Annotated in this window: 18 protein-coding genes; 6 read left to right on the top strand and 12 right to left on the bottom strand. The window is 54.1% G+C overall.

Annotated features, from left to right (window positions below; all coding sequences use genetic code 11):
• Positions 1-24: 24 nt before the first annotated feature.
• Genes IMCC3135_RS14560 through IMCC3135_RS14550 form a run of 3 tightly spaced genes read right to left on the bottom strand, consistent with a single transcriptional unit; the run spans position 25 to position 3,153 of the window.
• Positions 25-1,008 (bottom strand): phosphotransferase, encoded by a 984-nt coding sequence (locus IMCC3135_RS14560; RefSeq protein WP_236994786.1) that lies wholly within the window; start codon positions 1,006-1,008, stop codon positions 25-27.
• Positions 1,008-2,126 (bottom strand): anhydro-N-acetylmuramic acid kinase, encoded by a 1,119-nt coding sequence (locus tag IMCC3135_RS14555; RefSeq protein ID WP_088918287.1) that lies wholly within the window; start codon positions 2,124-2,126, stop codon positions 1,008-1,010. Before IMCC3135_RS14555 ends, IMCC3135_RS14560 begins: the two co-directional genes overlap by 1 nt.
• A gap of 4 nt (positions 2,127-2,130) precedes the next feature.
• Positions 2,131-3,153: a serine hydrolase domain-containing protein gene (locus tag IMCC3135_RS14550; RefSeq protein WP_088918286.1), complete on the bottom strand. Its 1,023-nt coding sequence runs from the start codon at positions 3,151-3,153 to the stop codon at positions 2,131-2,133.
• 189 nt (positions 3,154-3,342) lie between these two features.
• On the opposite strand from IMCC3135_RS14550, the gene IMCC3135_RS14545 reads away from it, so the two are divergent.
• The 3 genes from IMCC3135_RS14545 to IMCC3135_RS14535 all read left to right on the top strand — a co-directional run bounded on the left by IMCC3135_RS14545 (position 3,343) and on the right by IMCC3135_RS14535 (position 6,672).
• Complete coding sequence (locus IMCC3135_RS14545; protein ID WP_088918285.1) at positions 3,343-4,113, top strand: VOC family protein; 771 nt, start codon at positions 3,343-3,345, stop codon at positions 4,111-4,113.
• A gap of 116 nt (positions 4,114-4,229) precedes the next feature.
• On the top strand, positions 4,230-4,757 hold the full coding sequence (locus tag IMCC3135_RS14540) for a redoxin domain-containing protein (protein WP_088918284.1): 528 nt from the start codon (positions 4,230-4,232) through the stop codon (positions 4,755-4,757).
• Between the two features lies 1 nt (position 4,758).
• Positions 4,759-6,672, top strand: a complete 1,914-nt coding sequence (locus IMCC3135_RS14535) for an alpha/beta hydrolase family protein (RefSeq protein ID WP_157735988.1) — start codon at positions 4,759-4,761, stop codon at positions 6,670-6,672.
• A 10-nt stretch (positions 6,673-6,682) separates the two neighbouring features.
• On the opposite strand, the gene IMCC3135_RS14530 is transcribed toward IMCC3135_RS14535, so the two are convergent.
• The 5 genes from IMCC3135_RS14530 to IMCC3135_RS14510 form a co-directional block, all read right to left on the bottom strand.
• Positions 6,683-8,578 (bottom strand): ATP-binding response regulator, encoded by a 1,896-nt coding sequence (locus tag IMCC3135_RS14530; RefSeq protein WP_088918282.1) that lies wholly within the window; start codon positions 8,576-8,578, stop codon positions 6,683-6,685.
• Positions 8,565-8,834: an RNA-binding S4 domain-containing protein gene (locus IMCC3135_RS14525; RefSeq protein ID WP_088918281.1), complete on the bottom strand. Its 270-nt coding sequence runs from the start codon at positions 8,832-8,834 to the stop codon at positions 8,565-8,567. The genes IMCC3135_RS14530 and IMCC3135_RS14525 overlap by 14 nt, the downstream gene beginning before the upstream one ends.
• A gap of 256 nt (positions 8,835-9,090) precedes the next feature.
• A complete protein-coding gene (locus IMCC3135_RS14520) occupies positions 9,091-10,041 on the bottom strand; it encodes an exopolyphosphatase (RefSeq protein ID WP_088918280.1) in 951 nt (316 codons plus the stop codon).
• A gap of 222 nt (positions 10,042-10,263) precedes the next feature.
• On the bottom strand, positions 10,264-12,756 hold the full coding sequence (locus IMCC3135_RS14515; RefSeq protein ID WP_088918279.1) for a Tex family protein: 2,493 nt from the start codon (positions 12,754-12,756) through the stop codon (positions 10,264-10,266).
• A gap of 126 nt (positions 12,757-12,882) precedes the next feature.
• Positions 12,883-13,815 carry an XdhC family protein gene (locus IMCC3135_RS14510; protein WP_088921859.1) on the bottom strand — a complete coding sequence of 311 codons (933 nt, stop codon included), beginning with the start codon at positions 13,813-13,815 and terminating at the stop codon, positions 12,883-12,885.
• 208 nt (positions 13,816-14,023) lie between these two features.
• Between IMCC3135_RS14510 and IMCC3135_RS14505 the strand changes: the two genes are divergently transcribed.
• Together IMCC3135_RS14505 and IMCC3135_RS14500 are read left to right on the top strand one after the other, a co-directional pair.
• Positions 14,024-15,388 (top strand): GH1 family beta-glucosidase, encoded by a 1,365-nt coding sequence (locus tag IMCC3135_RS14505; RefSeq protein ID WP_088921858.1) that lies wholly within the window; start codon positions 14,024-14,026, stop codon positions 15,386-15,388.
• Positions 15,389-15,560: 172 nt separating this feature from the next.
• Positions 15,561-16,748 (top strand): HDOD domain-containing protein, encoded by a 1,188-nt coding sequence (locus tag IMCC3135_RS14500; protein WP_088918278.1) that lies wholly within the window; start codon positions 15,561-15,563, stop codon positions 16,746-16,748.
• Here the strand turns inward: IMCC3135_RS14500 and arsJ are convergent, their stop codons facing one another.
• Both arsJ and IMCC3135_RS14490 read right to left on the bottom strand, forming a co-directional pair.
• Positions 16,749-17,984 (bottom strand): organoarsenical effux MFS transporter ArsJ, encoded by a 1,236-nt coding sequence (gene arsJ / locus IMCC3135_RS14495; RefSeq protein WP_088918277.1) that lies wholly within the window; start codon positions 17,982-17,984, stop codon positions 16,749-16,751.
• 17 nt (positions 17,985-18,001) lie between these two features.
• Entirely contained in the window at positions 18,002-19,012 is a 1,011-nt protein-coding gene (locus IMCC3135_RS14490) for an ArsJ-associated glyceraldehyde-3-phosphate dehydrogenase (protein WP_088921857.1), read from the bottom strand.
• Between the two features lie 179 nt (positions 19,013-19,191).
• On the opposite strand from IMCC3135_RS14490, the gene IMCC3135_RS14485 reads away from it, so the two are divergent.
• Positions 19,192-19,536 (top strand): metalloregulator ArsR/SmtB family transcription factor, encoded by a 345-nt coding sequence (locus IMCC3135_RS14485; RefSeq protein ID WP_088918276.1) that lies wholly within the window; start codon positions 19,192-19,194, stop codon positions 19,534-19,536.
• Between the two features lie 399 nt (positions 19,537-19,935).
• Here the strand turns inward: IMCC3135_RS14485 and IMCC3135_RS14475 are convergent, their stop codons facing one another.
• Both IMCC3135_RS14475 and IMCC3135_RS14465 read right to left on the bottom strand, forming a co-directional pair.
• Positions 19,936-21,027 carry a YHYH protein gene (locus IMCC3135_RS14475; protein ID WP_205738048.1) on the bottom strand — a complete coding sequence of 364 codons (1,092 nt, stop codon included), beginning with the start codon at positions 21,025-21,027 and terminating at the stop codon, positions 19,936-19,938.
• A 563-nt stretch (positions 21,028-21,590) separates the two neighbouring features.
• The gene (locus IMCC3135_RS14465; RefSeq protein WP_205738047.1) at positions 21,591-22,268 is read right to left on the bottom strand and encodes an SAM-dependent methyltransferase; all 678 of its coding nucleotides are present in this window, start codon (positions 22,266-22,268) and stop codon (positions 21,591-21,593) included.
• Positions 22,269-22,319 lie beyond the last annotated feature (51 nt).

Here is a 22,319-nt window from a genome sequence, read left to right as displayed (position 1 = left end):
TCCAGCTGCTGAACCATGGCAGAGTCAATCATTGCTTGACGATGAGCTCAGAGCCAGAGCCTGCCCAACCAGAGTTTCCGTATACGGATTGATCTTGTCGTGCTCGGGCATCCAGCCCATCAGGAAGCGGTGAAAGTCTGCCCATGCGATAGCAAACAAAGAGCGCCACTCGGCCTCCACCGCGCTTGCACTGGTCGGCAGGCACACCGACAGATGGAGAAAATAGCTATCCAGCAGCGCTTGTTCATGTTGCCGACAATCTGCTTCGGACAAACAACTTCCCAGCAGATAAACGACATCGCTCATACCACAGCCCTTGCCAACGTACTGAAAGTCAACGGCCGACACCGAGGCCATGTCATCACTGAAGCAAAAATTGGCAACCTTGGCATCACCATGCACCAGCGTCCTGAAGCGAGCCTTTTGCAAACGCTCGTCCAACCAGCTGGCCGCCTGCTTGAGTGGACCTTCAGCCATGGCCTGCCATTCATCGGGACGAGTCTCCAGATGCCAGTAACAGCCCTGCGACCAAAGGCCCTCTCCGGCATCGTCCAGAAACAAGGCATGAAACTCGGCAAGCCAGCGCAGGCAGACAGCGACCTCTGACACCATCAGGCGATTGCGCAACACGGGATACTCGGTGGCAAGATCTTCCAACAGGATCAGACTGCCATGCTCCTCACGCTGTATTCCCAGCAATTGCGGTACTTTGCAGCCTGGAGTACAACGTTGCGCAAAGTGTTCATACCAATGGCATTCCACCTCGTAGGAGTGTGTCTTGCGCTGAAACGAGCGTGAGGTATTCCAACCACGTGGATGAGACGAGTCAGAACGCGGGGCAATGCACTTGACGATGACCGTCTCATGCCCCGGCACATCCGTGCTGAGACGGAGCAAGAAGCCCTGAGCGCCCCACAGCGCTTGCAACTGTTCATCCACAGCCACCTGCGAGGCATTCAGTGACTCTTTGACAAACTCAATGACTCGTTCCTGCATTGCAGTGACCATCAGGGTTGTGATATCACGCCGCCTGTCATGGCAGCAGGCACGCCGGTGGTTGAAGGAAAACTCAATGGCAAACGCCCCAGTACCCGCATGGCCAGATAACCGAAACATTCAGCTTCGATGGCATCTCCTCGCCAACCAAACGCCTCTGCCAATTCGCAATGAGGTGCCGCCCTTTTGCATAATTCTTTCATCAGTACCGGGTTGTGACGCCCGCCGCCACAAACGATCAGCCGGCTCGGACGAACTGGCAACAGATCCAGCGCCTTGCCGACGGCCGCCGCGGTAAAGGCTGTCAGCAGCGCCGCCCCATCAGCAACATCAAGTCCTTGTGCCATAGCGGCCGAGAAGTCAAACCGATCCAGTGATTTCGGGTAAGTCTGCTGCAGATAAGGATGTTGCAGCAATACCTGCAGCTTGTCCTCATCAACCTTGCCGGTTGCCGCAAGCTGGCCATCTCTGTCCATTCTCCCCAGTCCATGACTGGCAATGAAGTCGTTCAGCGGCGCATTGGCAGGACCGGTATCAAATGCAACCAGATTGCCAGCATGATCGGTCCAGCTCAGATTGGCGACACCTCCCAGATTAAGAACGGCAGTATCGGTTCCCGCATTGAGGCTCTCCAGCAAGCCTTGATGATAGATCGCTGACAGAGGCGCCCCCTGGCCGCCTGCTGCCACATCCGCCGAGCGAAAATCGTGCACCACCGTGCAATCCAGTGTGCGAGCCATCAGTGCGCCATCCCCAAGCTGACGGGTCGCGCCCACCTGCGTGGGTGTTGGCGCCCTGTGCAAAACCGTTTGACCATGGAATCCAACCACACCAATATCGCACATCGACAGACCGGCATCCTCTACCACTTGTTGAACAGCATGGGCCTGTGCCAACGTCAGCTGACGCTCGGCCAATGCGAAAACTTCCGGATCCTGCTCGGCAAACTGCCAGCTCTGGGCAGCCATCGTGGCTTGCTGCAATAACTGGTTGGTTTGCTCATCATAGGGCTTCAGCGCATAGTCACCAAAAGCCTCGACAGTCCTACCATCGGTACGGATCAGGGCGACATCGATATTGCCGTCCAGCACAGTGCCGGTCATGAGGCCGACGGCCCAGGTAGCTTGCATAGGTCTAGTGCTCCTCGGCATTGATGGCATTGGAGATATCGCGGCGCAATTGCACAATGCCACTGTCAGCATGGCGCGTTGGATGAATACGGTTGGTCAGCAGCGTCCAGGCTATATCCGATCCGAAATCCACCCACAGTCCGGTGCCTGTAAAACCGGTATGTCCGATCGTCTGGTCAGTACACTGATCCCCGCCTGACCAGCCCGGATGCGGCCGCTCCCAACCCAGGGTGCGAGTTGCCGATATCGATGTTCGCATTGATTTTATAACGGAGGTCGATGCGCCTGTTCCTTGTAAAAGAGCCTGCGCATGGTCCAGCACGCTAGCTACGGTGCCGAACAAACCGGCGTGACCGGCACCTTGCAGGGCGCTGCAATTATCATCATGCACCTCGCCACAGATCAGGCGTTTACGCCAGGTACAGAACTCGGTTGCTGCACACTCGTCGGCTGGCGCACTGAAGGCGAACCCGCCTCCTGCCGGCATGGACCACAGCCTGGCATCATGGAAACGCTCCAGGGCAAGCCCCAGCAAGATGTAATTGATATCGGAATAGACAGGTGTGGCTGTTGGTGTCCATTGTCGCTGCAGCACGAATGCGCGCAGCAGTTCAGCGTCACGCCCATACGTATAGATAGGCTCGACAGCCGGAAATTGCGTTTGATGCGACAGGCACTCACCAAAAGTGACTGCGCGCTCCCAGGCATTGGCATCATACTGTCGAAGATCGGGCAGCAAACGAATCAGAGGCTCATCCACGGAGATACCCTGTTGCTCCAGAAGTTGCAGTATACGAGGCGCGGTGTAGATCACCTTGGTCAGCGAGGCCAGGTCAAACCAGGTCCCCTCGTGCAGCAAGCGCCGCTGTGGCTTCACTTCAGCCAGACCGCAGGCCTTGATTGCATGTTGACCGCTACGGTCTGTGACCCCCAGCACGGCACCAGGAATGCGACCGGACTGCACTTGCAGTTCCAGTATCCGGAAAGCGCGCTGCAGCGCCGCTTCTGTGTCTTTCGTTGCGACCATAGATGACTTCGACTTCAATGCAGATTCAGGCTGATCTGAACCTGAGAGTGGCAGAGTATGACATGCGGCTCAATTCCACCGGTGTGCCTGCCGCTCGGTAACATTGACAAGCAAGCGAGCAGTTGGTGACAATGTTGCGGCTCAATTCTACAACCCATACCAACGCTGATCCAAAGGGACTCAAACATCATGAACAGCATTATCTGGTACGAATTGTTGACAAGTGACCCTGACGCTGCAACAGCCTTCTATAGCAAGGTGCTGGGCTGGAAAACGACGGACTCCGGACAAGCGGACAGAGATTACCGCATATTCAACAAGGATGACGTTGCCATCGGAGGCTTGATGGCCCTGCCCGCTGGCGCTGCCGAGGCCGGCATGCCGCCTGGCTGGCTAGGGTACGTGGGTGTCAAAGACGTTGATGTGTGCGTTGCCGGTGCTCTGGCGACAGGCGGTACTGAATTCATGCCAGCGGTCGATATCCCGGATGTCGGACGCATCGCCCTGATCGGCGACCCGCAGGGCGCAGCCCTGTATCTGATGTCCGGATCTGGCACTGCAACGTCAAACTCCTATGCTCCAGGCAAGCCGGGTCATGGCGGCTGGCATGAACTGCATACCAGTAACTGGCAGGAAGCGTGGGCTTTTTACAGTGCGCAGCTTGATTGGCAAAAGGCTGAGGAAATGGACATGGGGCCGATGGGCACCTACCTGTTGTTCGATGATGGCAGCAATGTCAGAATGGGCGGCATGTTCAATAATCCGATGGCACCTCGAGCCTATTGGCTTTATTATTTCAATGTCCAGAACATCGACGAGGCTAACGAACTTGTCAAAGCCCACGGCGGCACAACGTTGCAAGGGCCCATACAAGTACCTACCGGTGATTGGATCATCCAGGCCTTTGACCCTCAAGGTGCCCTGTTTGCTCTGGTCGGACCACGTACTCAGGCTCATTGAACCTTTCAATACAAGCAGTAACTAAGGCACAGCTTTACCGTGGCCAGATTCAAGTAGAAAGCACAAGTAACACCAGTAGACTATCCTTCCTTTTTCAATTCACCGGACTACCCATCATGTCAGCATTGACTCCCAAGCCCGTTGTCGGCCAGCCCATTCCCGAATTCACTTTCGATCTTGTCGGTGGTGGCAGCATGACCGTTGGCAAGCCCATTGATGACTGGATGCTTCTGGTTATCTACCGCGGCAAGCATTGCCCACGCTGCAAGCGATACCTCAATACGCTGGAGACGATGCAGGCACAATTTACGGAAGCGGGTATCAAGGTTGTCGCACTTTCGGCAGATACACAAGAAAGAGCCACGATGGATGTCGGTGAATTTGGCTGGACCTTCCCGGTTGGTTATGGCCTGAGCGAGGCCGACATGCGCCGTCTGGGTGTCTACATCACAGAACCTTTAAGCCCTGATGAAGCTCCAGCACGTTTTTCAGAGCCTGGTATCTTCTGCCTGCGCCCGGATGCAGAAATTCAGATCGTCACCATTTCCAACGGACCTGCAGCGCGCCCTGATCTTGCAGAATTGCTCGATGGAATGAAATTCAACATCACCAACAACCGTCCTACTCGCGGTACCGTCGTTTAAAGTGACAGCCGTCAAACAAGCGCCCTACGGCACGTGGGCGTCACCGATAACCGCAGACATGCTGGTGACCGGTGGCGCAGTCATAACCGAAGTGGTGCCCGATGGTGACACTGTCTGGTGGGCAGAGTCACGTCCGGGTGAAGGTGGCCGGGTTGCCATCATGCGCTGGTTTGACGGCACCGCTCAAGAGATAACGCCGCCAGAGGCTAATGTGCGCACAACCGTACACGAATACGGCGGCGGCTCCTGGTGGGCACAGAACGGTACCTTGTGGTACGTGGATCACAGCGACCAAAGGCTGCGTGCACTTACCCCTGGTTGCGAACCACTCATACTCAGTGCCGAGCCACCCGAACCACGTGCCTGGCGCTATGCCGACTTTCGGCCGACACCGGACGGTCATTGGCTCATCGGTGTGGCTGAACGTCATGCTATTGGGGCAGACTCGGATGTACCCTGCCAACCTGAGAACCTCATCATCGCTATCGCCAGCGATGGTTCGGGATGCAGCGTCGATCTGGCCAGCGGCAGTGACTTCTACGGCTCGCCCTGCCTGTCCCCCGAGGGCAAGGCGCTGGCGTGGGTGCAGTGGGAACACCCGAACATGCCCTGGGATGATAGTTCCTTGAAGCTTGCAACGCTGCAAAGCTCAAAGGGTTCTATTGCCATCAGCCAGGTACAACACGTCGCAGGAGGACAGGATGAATCCATTGTCGAACCTGCCTGGTCGCCTGATGGCACCCTGCACTACTTGTCAGATCGTTCGGACCTGTGGCAACTGTATGCACTAGGCCAGAGCACACCCGTATTTACGGCAGACGGCGAGATTGGCTATCCACCCTGGGTACATGGCTTGTCCCGTTACGGCTTTGATGAAACAGGACAGGTGCTGGCTGCCAGCTTCAAGGGCGGCATCGATCACCTTCCCGGATTCCCTGAAGATACTTCGTTCTATTCCATACGCTTTAGTGGCAACAAGCTGGCCTTTGCCAGTGCTTCGTGGAGCCGGGAACTGGCGGTGCATTTTGACGGTAAAATCGTCAGTGATCCCAAGCCCCTACCACTATCGGATGGCTATCTGCAGGCACCGGAAGTTATCAGCTTTCCGACCGGCAGTGATGGTAGTGATGAGGCGCACGCCTTGTATTATGCACCTGCCAACCCTGAATACTCGGCCCCCGATAATGAAAAACCACCACTGATTGTTCTGGCCCATGGTGGCCCCACATCAGCGGCGCGCTCGCAGATTTCACTGGCACAACGTTTCTGGACCAGTCGCGGATTTGCGGTGGTAGATGTCAACTACCGTGGCAGCAGTGGCTTCGGACGACGTTACCGGCAAAAACTCAATGGCGAATGGGGAATAGCTGATGTCGAGGATTGCGTCGCAGTAGCTCGCTTCCTGGTGGATCGCGGCGATGTGGATGTACAACGGCTGATCATTCGTGGCGGCAGCGCTGGTGGCTTTACCGTGCTATCGGCCTTGGCCTTTCACGATCTGTTTACAGCCGGCACCAGTCTTTACGGGGTAGCCGACCTGGAAGCCCTGGCCAATGACACACACAAGTTCGAATCACGCTACCTCGATAATCTGATCGGAAGCTGGCCAGAGGATGCTGATATCTATGCACAGCGCTCACCTATCAATCATCTGGACGGATTCACTGCCCCCATGATCGTCATGCAGGGCTCTGATGACAAGATTGTGCCTCCCAATCAGTCACGCATGATTGTGGATGCTCTGGATGCGCGCAAATTGCCGGTAGCGTATCTGGAATTTGCTGGCGAGCAACACGGGTTCCGACAGGCTGCAACCATTACCACAGCCATTCGTTCCGAACTGAGCTTCTACGGTCGTGTATTCGGATTTACACCCGATGGCGAGACCGTCCCGGTTGATATTCGCAACTTGTAAACAGCGGCCCTTAGCCTTCAACGACTCTCAGAGTAGGTACGGCGGCGCCAGGCACTTTTGCCACTGCGCCGTCCTTTAACGACTTCATGAAACCGCTGGTCGGCGCTGTCTTGGCAGCACTGGCCAGCAATTGTCGCAACTCTTCAGGCTCACAGGGCTTGTGCAACATCGGAAAACCGAGCGACTTGATATCCTGCAACCTGTCGGGTGCAATATCGCCTGTCAGTATCACTGCCGGTATTTCACACTGTAGGTGAGTACGTATGCGACGTATCACATCACCACCGGTTTCTCCCTGTCGCAGGCGGTAGTCACTGACCAGCACATCGGGCACTTCACCGATCTCATCAAGTTGCTGCAAAGCGGTATCGCCCGATGTTGCTGTCATGACAATGCAACCCCAGGTCTCCAGCAAACCCTCGATGGCCAGACAAACCTCCTCTTCATCATCGATGACCAGCACGAAAAGCGAATCTACCGCCTCACCACTGTCAGCTGGAAAACGTGCCATATGCTCGCACTGCGCCCGATCGCCCAGGGACACTCCCACGGTAAATGTCGAGCCCTTGCCTGGCTCTGATTGCACCTTGACGTCCAGGCCCAACAGATTCGACAACCGCCTGACAATGGACAAGCCCAGACCAATGCCCTGATTACGGTCTCGCTCTACATTACCCAGCTGCACAAACTCATCAAAGACGCGAACGTGATCAGCCTCCGGAATACCAACCCCTGTATCTGAGATGGTAATGAAAACCCGGTCGTCCTCAACACGAGTTTGCACATCCACACCACCAGCATCGGTGTAACGAATAGCATTACTGCACAAATTGCGGATCAATCTTTCCAGCAACAAGGCATCCGTAAAAATCACATGATCTGCCAACTCCACATTGAAGTGCAATTGCTTCTCATGTGCCAGTGGCTTGAATTCACCTTCAATCTGTGACAACAGTGAATCCAGAAACACGTGATTCTTTTCAACGGATAGCGTACCGGCATCCAGCTTGGATATATCAAGCAAGGCGTTGAACAGATCTTCCAGTGACTTGACAGAAGAATCGATCTGAGAGACCAGGGTCTTGTGCTGAGTATTTCGAGTCTGCAATTCCAGCGTTGCAGTAAACAATCGCAATGAGTGCAGCGGTTGTCGCAGATCGTGACTGGCTGCTGCCAGAAATTTTGACTTGGCCAGGTTGGCCTGCTCTTCGCTCTTCAAAGCGACCTCAGCACGCTGCTTTTCATCACGCAAGCTGCCGAGCAGATTCTGATTATCGAAGCGGATGTTGATAGATTGCATGATCGATGCACGAATATTGCGCGAGGTGCCCACGCACACAACCAGGTACAAAATAATCAGACCGGCAATCCAGTGATAGCCCGCCTGCTCGAATTGCGTCATGCGATAAGCCACGGGCAGCATCAGAGGAAATATGTAAAGCATGAACATGGGCAGCATATGCGAGATTGCCGCCGAGGCTGATGCCACCATGCCCGTGGAGACCATGATCACGAGCAGATTGGTCAATGGGCTGTTTTCCGAGACAGCCAGATAACCAAACAGGCCAAACAGGATGGCCAGACAGGTAGAGAGCGAGGTGGCCAGTACAATGCGGGCATTCACATTGCCAGACGTTGTCGGAACACGCAGCCAATACCGCAACATTACAACTCTGACGGCGATCAGCAATAGCAACATGGTGATCCAGGGCAGACGCTGACTCAAAGGCATCTGATCCTTTGCAGCGACGAAGAGTGCCAGTCCGGTTACGAGAGTACCGACAATAACCCAGCCCAGATTGCCGCACAGCAACATGAACTTGGCTACTTGAATTTCCTGATCCCTTTGCCAGAGTTTATCGCCGTGTGATTCTGGCAGGGCTGTGGGACTCTCAGATATCGCCATCGGCAATCATCCGATACTGCTGGCCTTCGAACTGAATCCAGTCATTGTCCATGATCTTTCTTCGACGACGGTATTCAGCCTCGCCGTTGACCAGCACCAACCCCTCATCAATCAGTTGTTTGGCTTCCGCACCGCTACTGGCCAGGCCCTCGAACTTGAGGATCTTGTAGAGCTCAACAGGCTGGCTACGCAGGACGACCTGAATCTGGTTTGTGTCAGCCGGTAAGGCGGATTGCGAAGCTGTTTGTTCGGACATGCGAAGGATAGAGTATTTGATGAGTGTCAGTACTCACAATACACCCTGTCCACTATCCTGCGAAACCAACGACCTAGACTTATATACAGTTCTAATGTAAATCATCGTATCTTACAGGTTATATGCCTGCCTGAAGGGCACGGCCAGAACATGCACCTGACACGGTCCGACGAGCGCGCCAATGGAGCTTGCGACAGAACGCCATCCTCCTGATTTGATGACGTTTTTCAGTCTGAAACCTAAACCGCAGGCGGGCTCAGCTGGCTTTGGCGAAAACCACCTCATTGGCATTGATCTGAGCAATCAGTTCAGCAACAACCGTGTCGGCATTGTCATTATCAATCTGGCATGTTCCGGCAGCTGCGTGCCCGCCCCCACCATATTTGAGCATCAATTCACCCACATGCGTTTTGCAGCTGCGATCGAAGATGGACTTACCTGTGGCAAACACGGTATTTTGCTGACGAAACCCCCACAATCTGTGAATCGAGATATTGCACTGCGGGAACAAGGCGTAGATGCTGAACCGACTGCCCGGATAGATCACTTCCTCATCACGCAGATCCAGTACAACCAGGTTCTCATGCACGGTACTGCAACGATATACCTGGTCCTTGAAGGCTTGCTTATGCTCCTCATACAGCTCAACCCTTTCCCGGACATCAGGCAGTTGCAGAATCTGTTCGATGGTTGATTCCTTGCAGTGATCGATCAGAGACATCATCAGAGCGTAGTTGGAAATAGTGAACTCCCTGAACCTGCCAAGACCGGTACGCGAGTCCATCAGCATATTCAGCATCTCCCAACCCGTGGGTTCCAGCACTTCCTGCATGCTGAACTGAGCAGAATCAGCCTTGTCCACCGCCTCCATCATCTCATCCCAACGCGCAGGAAAAGTGTCATGCCCACCATAGTGCTTCCACACAACGCGGGCCGCCGAAGGCGCATCGGCATCAATGACGTAGTTGGCTACGCTCGTATCGTTGCGCTGGGTCTCCGATTCATGATGATCAAACACCAGATGAGCACCTGCCACGAAAGGCAGGTTGGTTGTGATATCGCGCGCTCCGATATCGATCTTGCCATCCTGCATATCCTTTGGGTGCACAAACTCTATGTCATCGATCAGGTCAATATGCTTGAGCAATACCGCACAAACCAATCCATCAAAATCGCTACGGGTTACGAGTCGAAAATAGTCCGTCATCAGATTTATTCAATCACAGTAAGTATCTGAAACTGATGAGCGGCTGTTTTTGTAACAGGTTGAGCGGCGAACCGGAAATCATGCCGGACTCCACGCTCAGATCTGAATCTGGGTCACAGAACTGACACGTCAGTGATCGAACACGACAATTCTGGCAAGCAGTGGTTTGAAGCCATCCCGGGGATGACTTCAGACCGCTGTGCGACTTTTTCGTAAACCGATCTACTTTCCTTCCAGAGCTGCCTTCAACGACAGTGCCAATGCGGATGGCTGATCACTGGTCTCCCGATGTGAGGTCGCCTGCTTCTGCCGGCCTGAAGAGCCATTAGTGCGTTTATCCCGCTGATTGGAGTTGGAGCGCTGTCCAGAACCCTGACCAGGACGTTGCCCGGGGCTCGAGCCTGCACGCCCACCACCATTGCCACTCGCACGCTGGCCCTGCTCACGGGAGCCACCACGCCCTCTTTCGGCCGCATCTTCCGCATCATCAGTCAGGCGCATGGAAAGACCGATACGCTGGCGTTCGATATCCACAGCCATGACCTTGACCTTGACGATATCGCCCGCCTTGACCACATCTCGTGGATCCTTGACGTAGGTATCGCTCAAGGCCGAGATATGCACCAGACCATCCTGGTGAACCCCGACATCGACGAAGGCGCCAAATGCGGTGACGTTGGTCACCTTGCCCTCCAGTACCTGGTTGGGCACCAGATCACTGACTTTCTCGACACCATCGGCAAACTGTACCGCACGAAATTCCGGGCGTGGATCACGACCCGGCTTCTCCAGCTCCTTCAGAATATCCATGACCGTGGGCAGACCGAACTGTTCGTCGGTGAATTGACTGGCATCCAGAGCACGCAGCACACTGGCATCACCGATCAGTTGCTCCAGCGACTTGCCTGAGTATTCAATAATCCGTTGCACCACAGGATAGGCTTCAGGGTGCACACCAGAAGCATCCAGAGGATCCTTGCCATTGGGAATTCGCAAGAAGCCTGCGGCCTGCTCAAATGCCTTGGGTCCCAGGCGTGGTACCTTTTTCAGTTCCTTGCGGCTCTTGAAGGCACCCTGCTCGTCACGATAGGCAACGATGTTATTGGCCAGTGTCGGGGTTAGTCCGGCAACCCGGGAAAGCAGAGCCGCCGAGGCTGTATCCAGATCAACACCCACAGAGTTTACGCAATCCTCAACTGTGGCATCCAGGCTCTTGGCCAACGCCGTCTGGGATACATCGTGCTGATATTGCCCGACGCCTATGGCTTTGGGATCAATTTTCACCAGCTCCGCCAACGGATCCTGCAAACGCCTGGCGATGGAGATGGCACCACGGATGGTGACGTCCAGATCCGGGAATTCGTCTTCTGCCTGTTGTGAGGCCGAGTAAACGGAAGCACCTGCCTCGGAGACCACCACTTTTGTCATGAGCTGGCGCTGCCCCTCTGTGCCGGCCTTGCGCAAGCCATCGATAAGCTCATCAGCCAGCTTCTCTGTTTCACGGCTTGCCGTACCATTACCAATGGCCACCAGCTCGACCGCGTGCTTCTTGCACAGTTGTGCCAATGTTCCCAGAGACTGCTGCCATTGCTGTTGCGGCTTATGCGGGAAAATGGCGGTGTGGCCCACCACCTTGCCCGTGGCATCAATCACCGTCACTTTCACACCTGAACGGTAGCCGGGATCCAGACCCAGTGTCGGACGTGGACCTGCAGGAGCTGCCAGCAGAAGATCCTGCAAATTGGCGGCAAACACACTGATGGCTTCAGCATCGGCGCGCGATCGCAAGGCACCCAGCAATTCGGTTTCCAGATGCAGGGAGAGTTTGATCTTCCAGGTCCAGCTGACAACCTGCTGACGCCAGTCGTCTGCAGGCTGTGCCGTGTGCTGAAACCCCACATGCGAGGCCACCAGATTGACACAACCCTCATCGGAGAACTCATCCCCTTTTTGAAGCAGCAGGTTCAGCGACAAGGCACCTTCGGTACGTCCTCGAAACATTGCCAGAGCACGATGACCGGGGACTCGAGCCAGAGGCTCCTGATGGTCAAAGTAATCCCGGAACTTGGCACCTTCCTGCTCCTGCCCCTTGACCAGGCTTGCACAGAAGTAGGCTTGGTTCTGCATCAGCTCCCGCAGCCTGGCTATCAGGCTGGCGTCTTCGGCAAAACGTTCCATGAGAATGTAGCGAGCACCGTCCAGTGCAGCCTTTGCGTCGGCAACAGCTTCCTTTTCATCACCACTGGCAGCCGTTGCCGTAATGTAGGGTACAGCCGCTTGCTGCGGGTCGTTTTCCGGATTTTGCCAAAGCAGTTCCGCCAGAGGCAAAAGCCCCGCCTCAATGGCAATCTGACCTTTGGTGCGACGCTTTTTCTTGAAAGGCAGATAAAGATCTTCCAGCTCCGCCTTGGTCGCCGCGTTATGAATTCGGGTACGTAGAGCGTCGTCCAGCTTGCCCTGCTCATCGATGGAAGACATGATCGATTCGCGCCGATCATCCAGCTCACGCAGATATCCAAGACGCTCTTCCAGTGTGCGCAGCTGATTATCGGTCAGCCCACCGGTCACCTCTTTACGATAACGGGAGATGAACGGTACAGTTGCCCCGCCATCAAGCAGCTCGATAGCCGCGACCACCTGTCGCTCGGTGGCCTCAATCGCCTCGGCGATCAGTGAGGTAATGCGATGACTCGCCTTGCTTGCAATGTCGCTCATGTGTATTTCGTGAGTCTGTTGTTGTTATGCCTGGCGCGCCGAGCGACCAGCAGGTGGAACAAAAAGAAGGGAAGTATAGCTACTCATGGATAAGTACACGCCTAACTGGCCATGACCCAATGGTTATCAGGCCAGAGAGTGCCGGACCTGAATAAGCTCTGCCATGATTGAAATGGCAATTTCTGCCGATGTGCGACTGCCGATGGACAAACCAATAGGACCACGCAGACGAGCAATGGCTGCCGCCGGCACATCCAGACCAGCCAGGCGTTTCACCCGCTTTTCATAGTTGCGAACTGAGCCCAGAGCCCCGACATAGAAGCACTCTCCCGGCAACGCCTCCATCAGGGCCAGATCATCGATGTTCGGGTCGTGAGTCAGTGCCAGAACTGCACTGTTCGCATCGTTTGCGTGGGCCAGAACGGCATCGTCCGGGCTGTCGGCCAGGACCGGCACCAGCGGATTGTTCCATGCTTCTCTGAATTGCTCACGCGGATCCACCACCAGCACATCAAAGTCGATGGCCAGGGCAAATTCGGCCGTAAAACGCGACAATTGACCGGCACCCACCAGCAGCAATCGCCAGGCAGGTCCAAAAACCTGATTAAGATTCTCACCATCCCACATGAACTGGTCATCGCGAGCAGCGCTGTGCAATGTGGCTTCACTATCACCAATACTCACGTTTCGGCGTACCCGTTCCCGGCGCGACAGACGTTGTAACAGTTCGCGCAGAGGCTTTGCATCGGCTAACGTTTCAAAGACCAGTTCCAACTCACCGCCGCAGGCAAGACCAAAACGCTTGGCTTGCTCGTCATCCACTTTATGGGTGTGAATTCGGGATGCTCCCTGACCACGAAAACTTTCCGATAACTGCTTCTCGACGCAGCCTCCGGACACCGATCCCACCAATACGCCATCATCACGCACAGCTGCAATCGAGCCTACTGGCCGTGGCGAAGAGCCCCAGGTGCGGACCACCGTGACAAGTTCAACACCATGACCCGCCTCCAGCCACTGTGCAGCGCCTTCCAGCACCTCTACCGTGCTGTTTTTCATGTCTTGCATCTAGAAGATCCTGTCAAACCTGTCAGCCACACTTCATGGAGCCCCCTATTCTACTAGCTTCTGCACGCCAACAACGACATCTGCACCAACAGCAACTGGACTCCGGGTACATATCAGAGCTTGATGGTTCACCATAAAATCAAGAATGTGTCAAAATTCAACAGGGTCAGGTCCTGACCAGACAATCACTGTTTTGCGCATGACAATCGAAAACGAACAAACCCTTGAAGATCTGCGATTTCCCGAGGAGTTCATCTTTGGTGTGGCCACGGCGGCCTACCAGATAGAAGGGGCCGTGCTGGAAGATGGTCGAGGCACATCCATCTGGGACACGTTCTCCCATACTCCTGGCCGGGTGCTTAACGGTGATACCGGTGATGTGGCATGCGATCACTACCATCGCTGGAAGTCAGATCTGGATCTGATGGTCGAATTGGGCGTCGATGCCTACCGCTTCTCTATTTCCTGGCCCAGACTGTACCCTCAGGGAGGTGGCCAGCTCAATCAACGCGGCCTGTCATTCTACGATCGCCTGATCGATGGCTGCCTTGAGCGCGGCTTGCAGGCCTACCCCACTTTGTACCACTGGGATCTGCCCCAGGCGCTTGCCGACAAAGGTGGCTGGAGCAACCGTTCGACAGCCGATGCCTTTGCCCGCTATGCAGAAAAGATCATGGACAAATTCGGTGATCGAATCAGCGCTGTGTCCACCTTCAATGAACCCTGGTGCTCCTCCATCCTGAGTCATCTCCTCGGCATTCACGCACCCGGTGAAAAGAACCTTGATGCGGCACTGGCGGTCCTGCACGGCCAGCATCGCGCCCACGGTCTGGCGGTCCAGGCCATGCGTGCCTCACGCAGCTCTGTACCACTGGGTATCGTGCTCAATCTGCAATCCCTGTACCCGGCGACAGACACCGACCGTGACCAGGAAGCCACTCAGCGACACGAAACCTTTCATAACGGCATGTTTCTGGATCCGCTCTTCAAGGGCGAATATCCGGAGGATGCCATGCGCCATCTGGGAGACAGAATGCCGGATGGCTGGCACGATGATCTGGCAACGATTGCCCAGCCGCTGGACTATTGGGGATTGAACTATTACACCCCCTTCCATATCGCTGATGCAAGCAGCCCGCAGGCCGACTATCCGGCTACCGTGCAGATCGATAAACCCGATGTGCCGCGCACCGATATCGGCTGGGAAGTCGATGGCAGCACATTCTACGATCTGCTGGTTGATATCAACGCTCGCTACACCTTGCCGCCTTGCTATATCACCGAGAACGGCGCTGCCTACAATCACGATATCGTCAAAGGTGTTATCGCAGATCAGCCTCGCATTGACTATCTGCACCAGCACCTGGAAGGGCTACTGGCCGCGATGCGCGATGGAGTTGACGTGCGTGGCTACTTCGCCTGGAGCCTGATGGACAACTTCGAATGGGCAGAAGGCTATGACATGCGCTTTGGACTGATTCACGTGGATTACGCGACACAGGAAAGAACATTCAAACAAAGCGCATTGTGGTATCAGTCCTTACTACAGCAACACAGAGGCTAGGTTTACACGATCTGATGTTAGTTGCCTGACCAAATTGGCAGGCAATTTGTATGCGTCCAGACCCAAAGCCCGAGACATTGCGCATTGAGAGAACTCACGGTACCTGCTGCTGCCCGAGCTTCTGGAAAAAATATACGCGTGGTTTTTCTCTACCGGAGGCCTGATTTGACGCATGACCAAGATCTTACTAGTAGACAGTGACATCAGCGCCTGCCGTGAGCTTGCACGTACTCTTGGACAGATGCGTGCTGACTGGTCAATCAATTCAACCAGTAGTGGCAAACAGGCACTGGATATCATTTTCAATGAATCAGGGGATGCTCCTGTTGATGTGATTGTCACTGAAGCCCAGCTGGAAGATATGTCAGGATTCCAGTTACTGGATCTGGCACGTTCAGCCACGGTTCCTCCTGTCCGGTTTACCCTCACCGCCGATGCGGGTTTTGAATCCGCATTGGGCAATTTGCGAGTCAATCAGCGATTCTTGCTCAAACCCTTTGACTCAGGCTCGCTGGCCACCAGCATCGAACGCTCGCTGCGCTTGCGTGAATCGATGAACAATGAAGCACTGAAACGGCTCATGTTATCGGTCACCTCAATACCGGCATTACCGATTGTCTATGACAAGATGGTGCAAGAACTGGCATCACAGCACAGTTCATTGATGAGAGTCGGCGAAATCGTCGAAAGCGACACCGGTCTGACTCTGACCGTGCTCAAGGTGGTCAATTCCGCCTTCTATGGCATCAACAAGCATGTCGAGTCTGTCGCTCAGGCAGTGACCTTGCTCGGCGCACATATGATCAAGAACATCACACTTACCACCAAAGTCTTTTCACGCTTCGATGGCAGCCAGTTGAGTACAACACGCCTGATGCAACTCAATAATGAGGCTATCCGTATCGGCGCATTGTGCAACCAGTTTGCCCGCTACGCTAAGCTGCCCAGAGGCGCAGTGGACCATTGCCAGATATCCGGCATGATGGCCAACGTCGGACAACTCGTGGCGACAACCAACGCAGAACTTAATAACGACAATGGCAGCAGTAGCACGCTGTCACCAGAGATAATCGGTGCAAACGTGTTGCGCGGCTGGCATATGTCAGATGCGGTTGTCGAGGCTGTCGCACTGCAGTTTGAAAGCCCGCCTCGCGATCTGGATGTCATTACACCTCTGATGGTACTGCACAGCATTCGTTATCTGCAGACAAACCTGACCGATACCACTGACGAGAAACAACGACAGGCGTGCGAGCAATATCTGGGAGAGTTTCTATCACCGGATATTATGAAAACATGGATTGATGCGTTCAATGCCATTGAGCAATTGACGGAGGCGCAGCGCTCTAATGCGGCCTGATTACAACGTGTGACCAGATTCTTGCCCAATTCCAGCAGGTAATCTGATGATGATCAGTGCTGACAGTGTCACCAGCAGCGCCGAGACCCATAGACACATCTCAAGGCCATAACGCTGGAACAACCAACCTGACAGAACGGTGCCCAGCAAACGGCCCAGCGCATTGGCCATGTAGTAGAACCCGACATCCAGTGACACACCATCACGGCTGGCATGGCTCAGAATCAAGAAGCTGTGCAACGATGAGTTGATGGCAAACAGCACACCAAACATCAACAGTCCAACGACCAGCGAAGTCTCTGTGTGGAATTCACCCATGACGGCCAGCGCAATGCCAGCAGGAATCACTGCCAGCACAGCAGCCCAGATAAAGGCCGTTCTGCCACCGGGCTGCTTCGTTTCAGAGTTGCCAGTCAAGCGTGGCGCCAGCGCCTGCACAAACCCGTAACCAATGACCCAGAGAGCCAGAAAACCACCAACACTCCAATCATCCCATTCAAGTGTCACAGACAGGTAGACCGGCAAGGCGACAACAAACCAGACATCCCTTGCCCCGAACAGAAACAATCGGGCAGCTGACAGTATATTGATTGCCTGGCTCTTGGAAAAGATGGCCGTGAACGGTGCCTTGCGTTTGGCTTTGCCCAGATCCTTACCCAGAGCAAACAGGCTGAACAGCCATACCAGACACAGCATCACAGCCATCAGCAACATCGCTCCGCGAAACCCCACTAGCGTAAGCAGCGCACCTCCCATGAAAAAACCAACACCCTTGAGCGTATTTTTCGAACCTGTCAGCAAGGCCACCCATGTGTACAGCCGACTCTGCTGTGCATCGGACAGCAATAACTTGATGGAGCTTTTGGCGCTCATCTTGTTCAGATCCTTGGCAACTCCCGATAGTGCCTGGGCCGCCATCACCCACGCTACACTCAAGAAACCGGACGGCACCAGCAGCATCGACAGCGCCACAACCTGCAGTGCCAAGCCGATATTCATGGTTCGATTGAGGCCGAACCTGGCGCCTAACCAGCCGCCTACCAGATTAGTGATAACCCCGAATATTTCATAAAACAGGAACAGCATGGCGATCTGCAGTGGTGCATAGCCCAGTGCATGAAAATGCAGCACCACCAACATGCGCAGCGCACCGTCGGTGAGAGTAAATGCCCAGTAATTGCCGGTAATGATCGTGTATTGCCTGATGGCTTCCGGCAGTTGCGACCAGCGCTGCATAACGGTATTCAAGTGAATCAGTCCTGATCTATCTGCCCAACGAGTCGTGCAAGCTCTACAGTACGATTGGCGTATCCGAATTCGTTGTCATACCAGGCATATATTTTCACCTGTGTCTGGTTAACAACCATTGTCGAAAGCGCATCGATAATACTGGAGCGAGGGTCACTTTTATAATCAACAGACACCAACGGGCGCTCTTCAAAACCGAGAATGCCCGCTAGTTCATTATCCGCGGCCCGTTTCAGCAGACCATTCACCTCCTCCACACTGGTCGGGCTACTGGCCTCGAACACGAAGTCAGTCAATGAGGCATTGGCCAAGGGCACACGGACAGCATGGCCGTTCAATCGCCCTTTCAATTCCGGAAATATCTGTGTAATCGCCGTAGCCGAACCTGTTGTTGTTGGTATCAGGCTTATCCCACAGGCACGTGCACGCCTTAAGTCCTGATGCGGAGCATCCAGAATAGTCTGCGTATTAGTCAGATTATGAATAGTTGTAATCGAACCATGCTTGATGCCGATATGTTCATGCATGACTTTGACCACAGGGGCCAGACTGTTGGTAGTGCAAGAAGCTGCCGTCACGATACGGTGCACTAATGGATTGTAGGCCTGATGATTGACCCCCATGACAACATTCAACACCGACTCCTCTTTCACGGGCGCGGTGACCACCACTCGTTTGACGCCCTGATCCAGAAAGCCTTGTAATTTTTCTGTGGTGCGCAGCGTGCCCGACGCCTCTATTACGACATCACAGTCCGACCAGTCGGTTTCTGACAGAGCCGTATGACGCGTACAGATAATACTCTTGCCGTTGAGAATCAGTTGTTCGCCCTCACCCGCCACCTGCTGGCCCCACTGCCCGTGTACCGAATCAAAACTCAGCAAGTGCGCTAGCGTGTGAGCATCAGCAGCCGGATCATTGATACGCACGATCTCAAAATCGCGAGAAGCACTGGCGACTCTAAAGGCAAGTCGACCGATTCTGCCAAACCCGTTAATGCCTAATCGTATTGTCATGAGCATTCTCCTGGATGCACGTACAGAAACTACATACGCCAAATCATATATAGATTATATGAAGATTGTGTGACAAAGCTGCATTCCAGATCAAAATGTGCAACATCAGGGCTGTAACTGGATACACTTATATTCAAAACAAATGCCATTGATCCCAACCTTGAACATGAGAACCTGAAATGACTCCGGTGATGCTGTTCAAGTGCCTGTCTGATGAAACACGCTTACTATGCCTGTTACTCATCATGAAAGAGGGTGAGCTTTGCGTGTGTGAGCTCACCGAGTCGCTCGGATTAAGCCAACCGAAGGTGTCACGTCATCTGGCGCAGCTTCGTAGCTGCGGCCTGGTGCTGGATCGCAAACAAGGGCTCTGGAGCTTCTATCGCCTTCACGACAAATTGCCAGACTGGATGAGTTCGGTGCTGGATACCACTCTGGCTGGCAACGCAGCTTGTTTGCTCCCCTACCTAGAGAGACTTCACAGGATGGGTCCTCGTCCAGAGCGAACGACTAATTGTCTGTGAACATTTCCGAGACGCGTAGTCCGGGACGCGTAGTCCGGGACGCGCAGTCCGGGACGCGCAGTCCGATCGAGGTGACCCCGTTAATTCGAGTCACCCGATCGGTTAGCTCTAACTGCCTACAACAATATCAATGATCCGCAGCGTCAGGATTGCCTTTGACAATAGGCTGGTTTCTGACACACAGCAATTTTTCAGACATCAGCTGGCACGTACCACGATAAATATCTTCATGGTTATCCGTGTATTCACACGAATCTGACCTTACCTGCTTCTCACACACTTCCCACGCTTTGTTATTGATGATGGATGAATGTGCGAAAACCATCTGCGGCACCCAGAAAGGCAGGCCGCAGAAGAGCATAAAACGGAGTGACTTTTTTACTGAAACTAATCGTCGACTCACTCAGGTGGCTCTCCACCAGGACCACCACCACCAGGACCAGCGTCTGCTGATTCAACGGTCTTGCCAGTAAAGCAGCCGATGAACATGTTCTCACCGGCGCTGGCTGCGTGATAGTGATAACCGCGTGATTCATCACTGATTCCACGGCACTGATCCAATCCTTCCGTTTCCAGGCCTTCGCTATCCAGCATTCCGTAAATTCCATATCCATCCATTGCATAACCCAGCAGCGATGCATGACCATCTACTTGCGTATCGGACAGCTCAGAACAGCCAGTCGCCGCATGATAATGGTAACCCTCGAACGGGTTGACATGGCCACCACAGTCATCGAATGCCGCAATGGTGTAGTTACTCAGGATATCCGCAACAGGGGCGGCTGCAGCAAGCTGCACGCCATTCAGACTAAGGCCTGTTTGCGTACCTATTGCTCCGATCGTATCTGCAGGTATGGGTGTGGCCGGTATGAGATAAGTCTCTGTCACACCACCATCAACGTAGTCCAGCGAACACTCTACGCAGTAGTTTTGATAGGCAGGATCCACATCCGGCCGGGCTGCCGCTTCGCAACCTTCCTGAGTGTCCGTGATATACACGTCGCCGGTAGCTTCGTCATACAACTGCCAGTTGCTATCATTATAGATGTTCGGCAGGTCGAGTATGAAATCCCCATTCGCCTGATAGACCGTTCCAGAGCCATCGAGCCAGATACCACTGTCAGCATCGGTGCTGCTGATGCTTTGAGGGCAGAACGGGCCGACAGCCGAGTCTGCCGGTACACCTGCGATCTCGATCTGATAGCACTGAGTTTCTGTACCATCACTCAATGTGCAATCGACGAGAGTGGGTTCTGATGCCAGGGCATCTTCAACAAACAGTGACGGATCAAGCGTGGCAGATGTACTGCTGTTGTCTGTCGTATCGGTGGTGTCAGTGGTATCTGTTGTGTCGGTCGTATCAGTGCTATCTGTTGTGTCAATGGTATCGCTATCGTCATCCGACGAACAACCACTGGCGATGATGGCGGCAAAGCTCAACGCCGTCATGCTGATAAGGCTTAAACGCCTCTTCTTATGGAATTTAATCAAAGTCTGGTATCTCCTCTTGAACTGGCAAATTCCGATTAGGGATCGTGAAATAATTACCTATCAATTTTCAGTTGGTCCTGCGCCTGTCCGGCAAGGCGTGAGAAGGGCGAATAGCTGGCTATTCAACCGCCGAACAACGCAGCAGGGCAGGATGCAGGGGCGACTGAAAATGATAGGTAATTGTTTCACGATCCCTTAGCTACTAATCGCTACTCTAGCTATAAACAATCAGCAAATCGAGTCAGCAACTGGTCGGCAGGTTACAGGTTTACAGAGGAATACAGATTCCGGATTAACTCAAATCGCCCCCTCTGCCGTTTGAATAAGGTAGTCCTGTAATGTGCAGACATTGTGCAGACAATGTGACTTAGGGGTCGTGAAATAATTAACTATACTTTTCGGTTGGTCCTGCGCCTGCCCGGCAAGGCGTGAGGAGGGCGAATAGCGGGCTATTCAACCGACAAACAACGCAGAAGGGCAGGATGCAGGGGCGACTGAAAAGTATAGTTTATTGTTTCACGACCCCTTAGCTCTCTCGAGGGGTTATATGACTAACAACATCTTCAGGTACTTATTCTGAGCATCGCTCTGGCTCCCCGCTGAAACTCATAGCTAACAGGCACTTCTTCAGAATGGTAGCCAACCTCAGCCAACGCTGAAAGCACCGCAGGAAGATGTCCGGATCGTTGATTGTTCTCAATTGATACCAGTGGGTAGATACGCACTTCCCGAGCCACGCGACAAAGCTCCAGAACGCTCTGGATGTGTAGCTCCTCGTCTAACTGGGGCGAATAGAGGAACAGAAGGTGGGAGCACAGTCCGTAGTCAAAGGCATTGTCCTGATAAGGCAGCTTCGGCAGACTCGCCGCAATATAACGCCCCGCCCGGCACCCCTCTTCGTAATCCTTGAGGAACACCCGCATAGCCTGCATTCGGCGGCGCTCCAGCTCCTCCGGACTTTCGATCGTTTGCCAGATGTAGTCATCGACTTTCGCGCGAACTTGCGGCATGACCTCGTTTCGGGCCTGTTCTATCCGCTGTTCCAACTCAGCTCTGCTGAAGGTGTACAGGGGGTCAACCGAGGTTACACAGATACCTCTGGAAGTGGCCTCAGCATTGAACGAGGCTGGGCCATCACCGCAACCAATGACGGTATCACCGGCTTTGAGTGACGACAGAGAGAACATCTCTGAATATTCGTCAAAGTCACGACCCCAGGGTACGGTGCGTTGTAGATCCATAGTGCTATTCGTAGTCTGGCTATATCCACGAGTGATTGTAGTGCACTGCTG

The organism is Granulosicoccus antarcticus IMCC3135 (assembly GCF_002215215.1).
In the GTDB taxonomy this organism is placed as follows: Bacteria; Pseudomonadota; Gammaproteobacteria; order Granulosicoccales; family Granulosicoccaceae; genus Granulosicoccus; species Granulosicoccus antarcticus.
The sequence above is the reverse complement of the archived record's forward strand: the minus strand, read 5'-3'. Positions and strand labels throughout refer to the sequence as shown.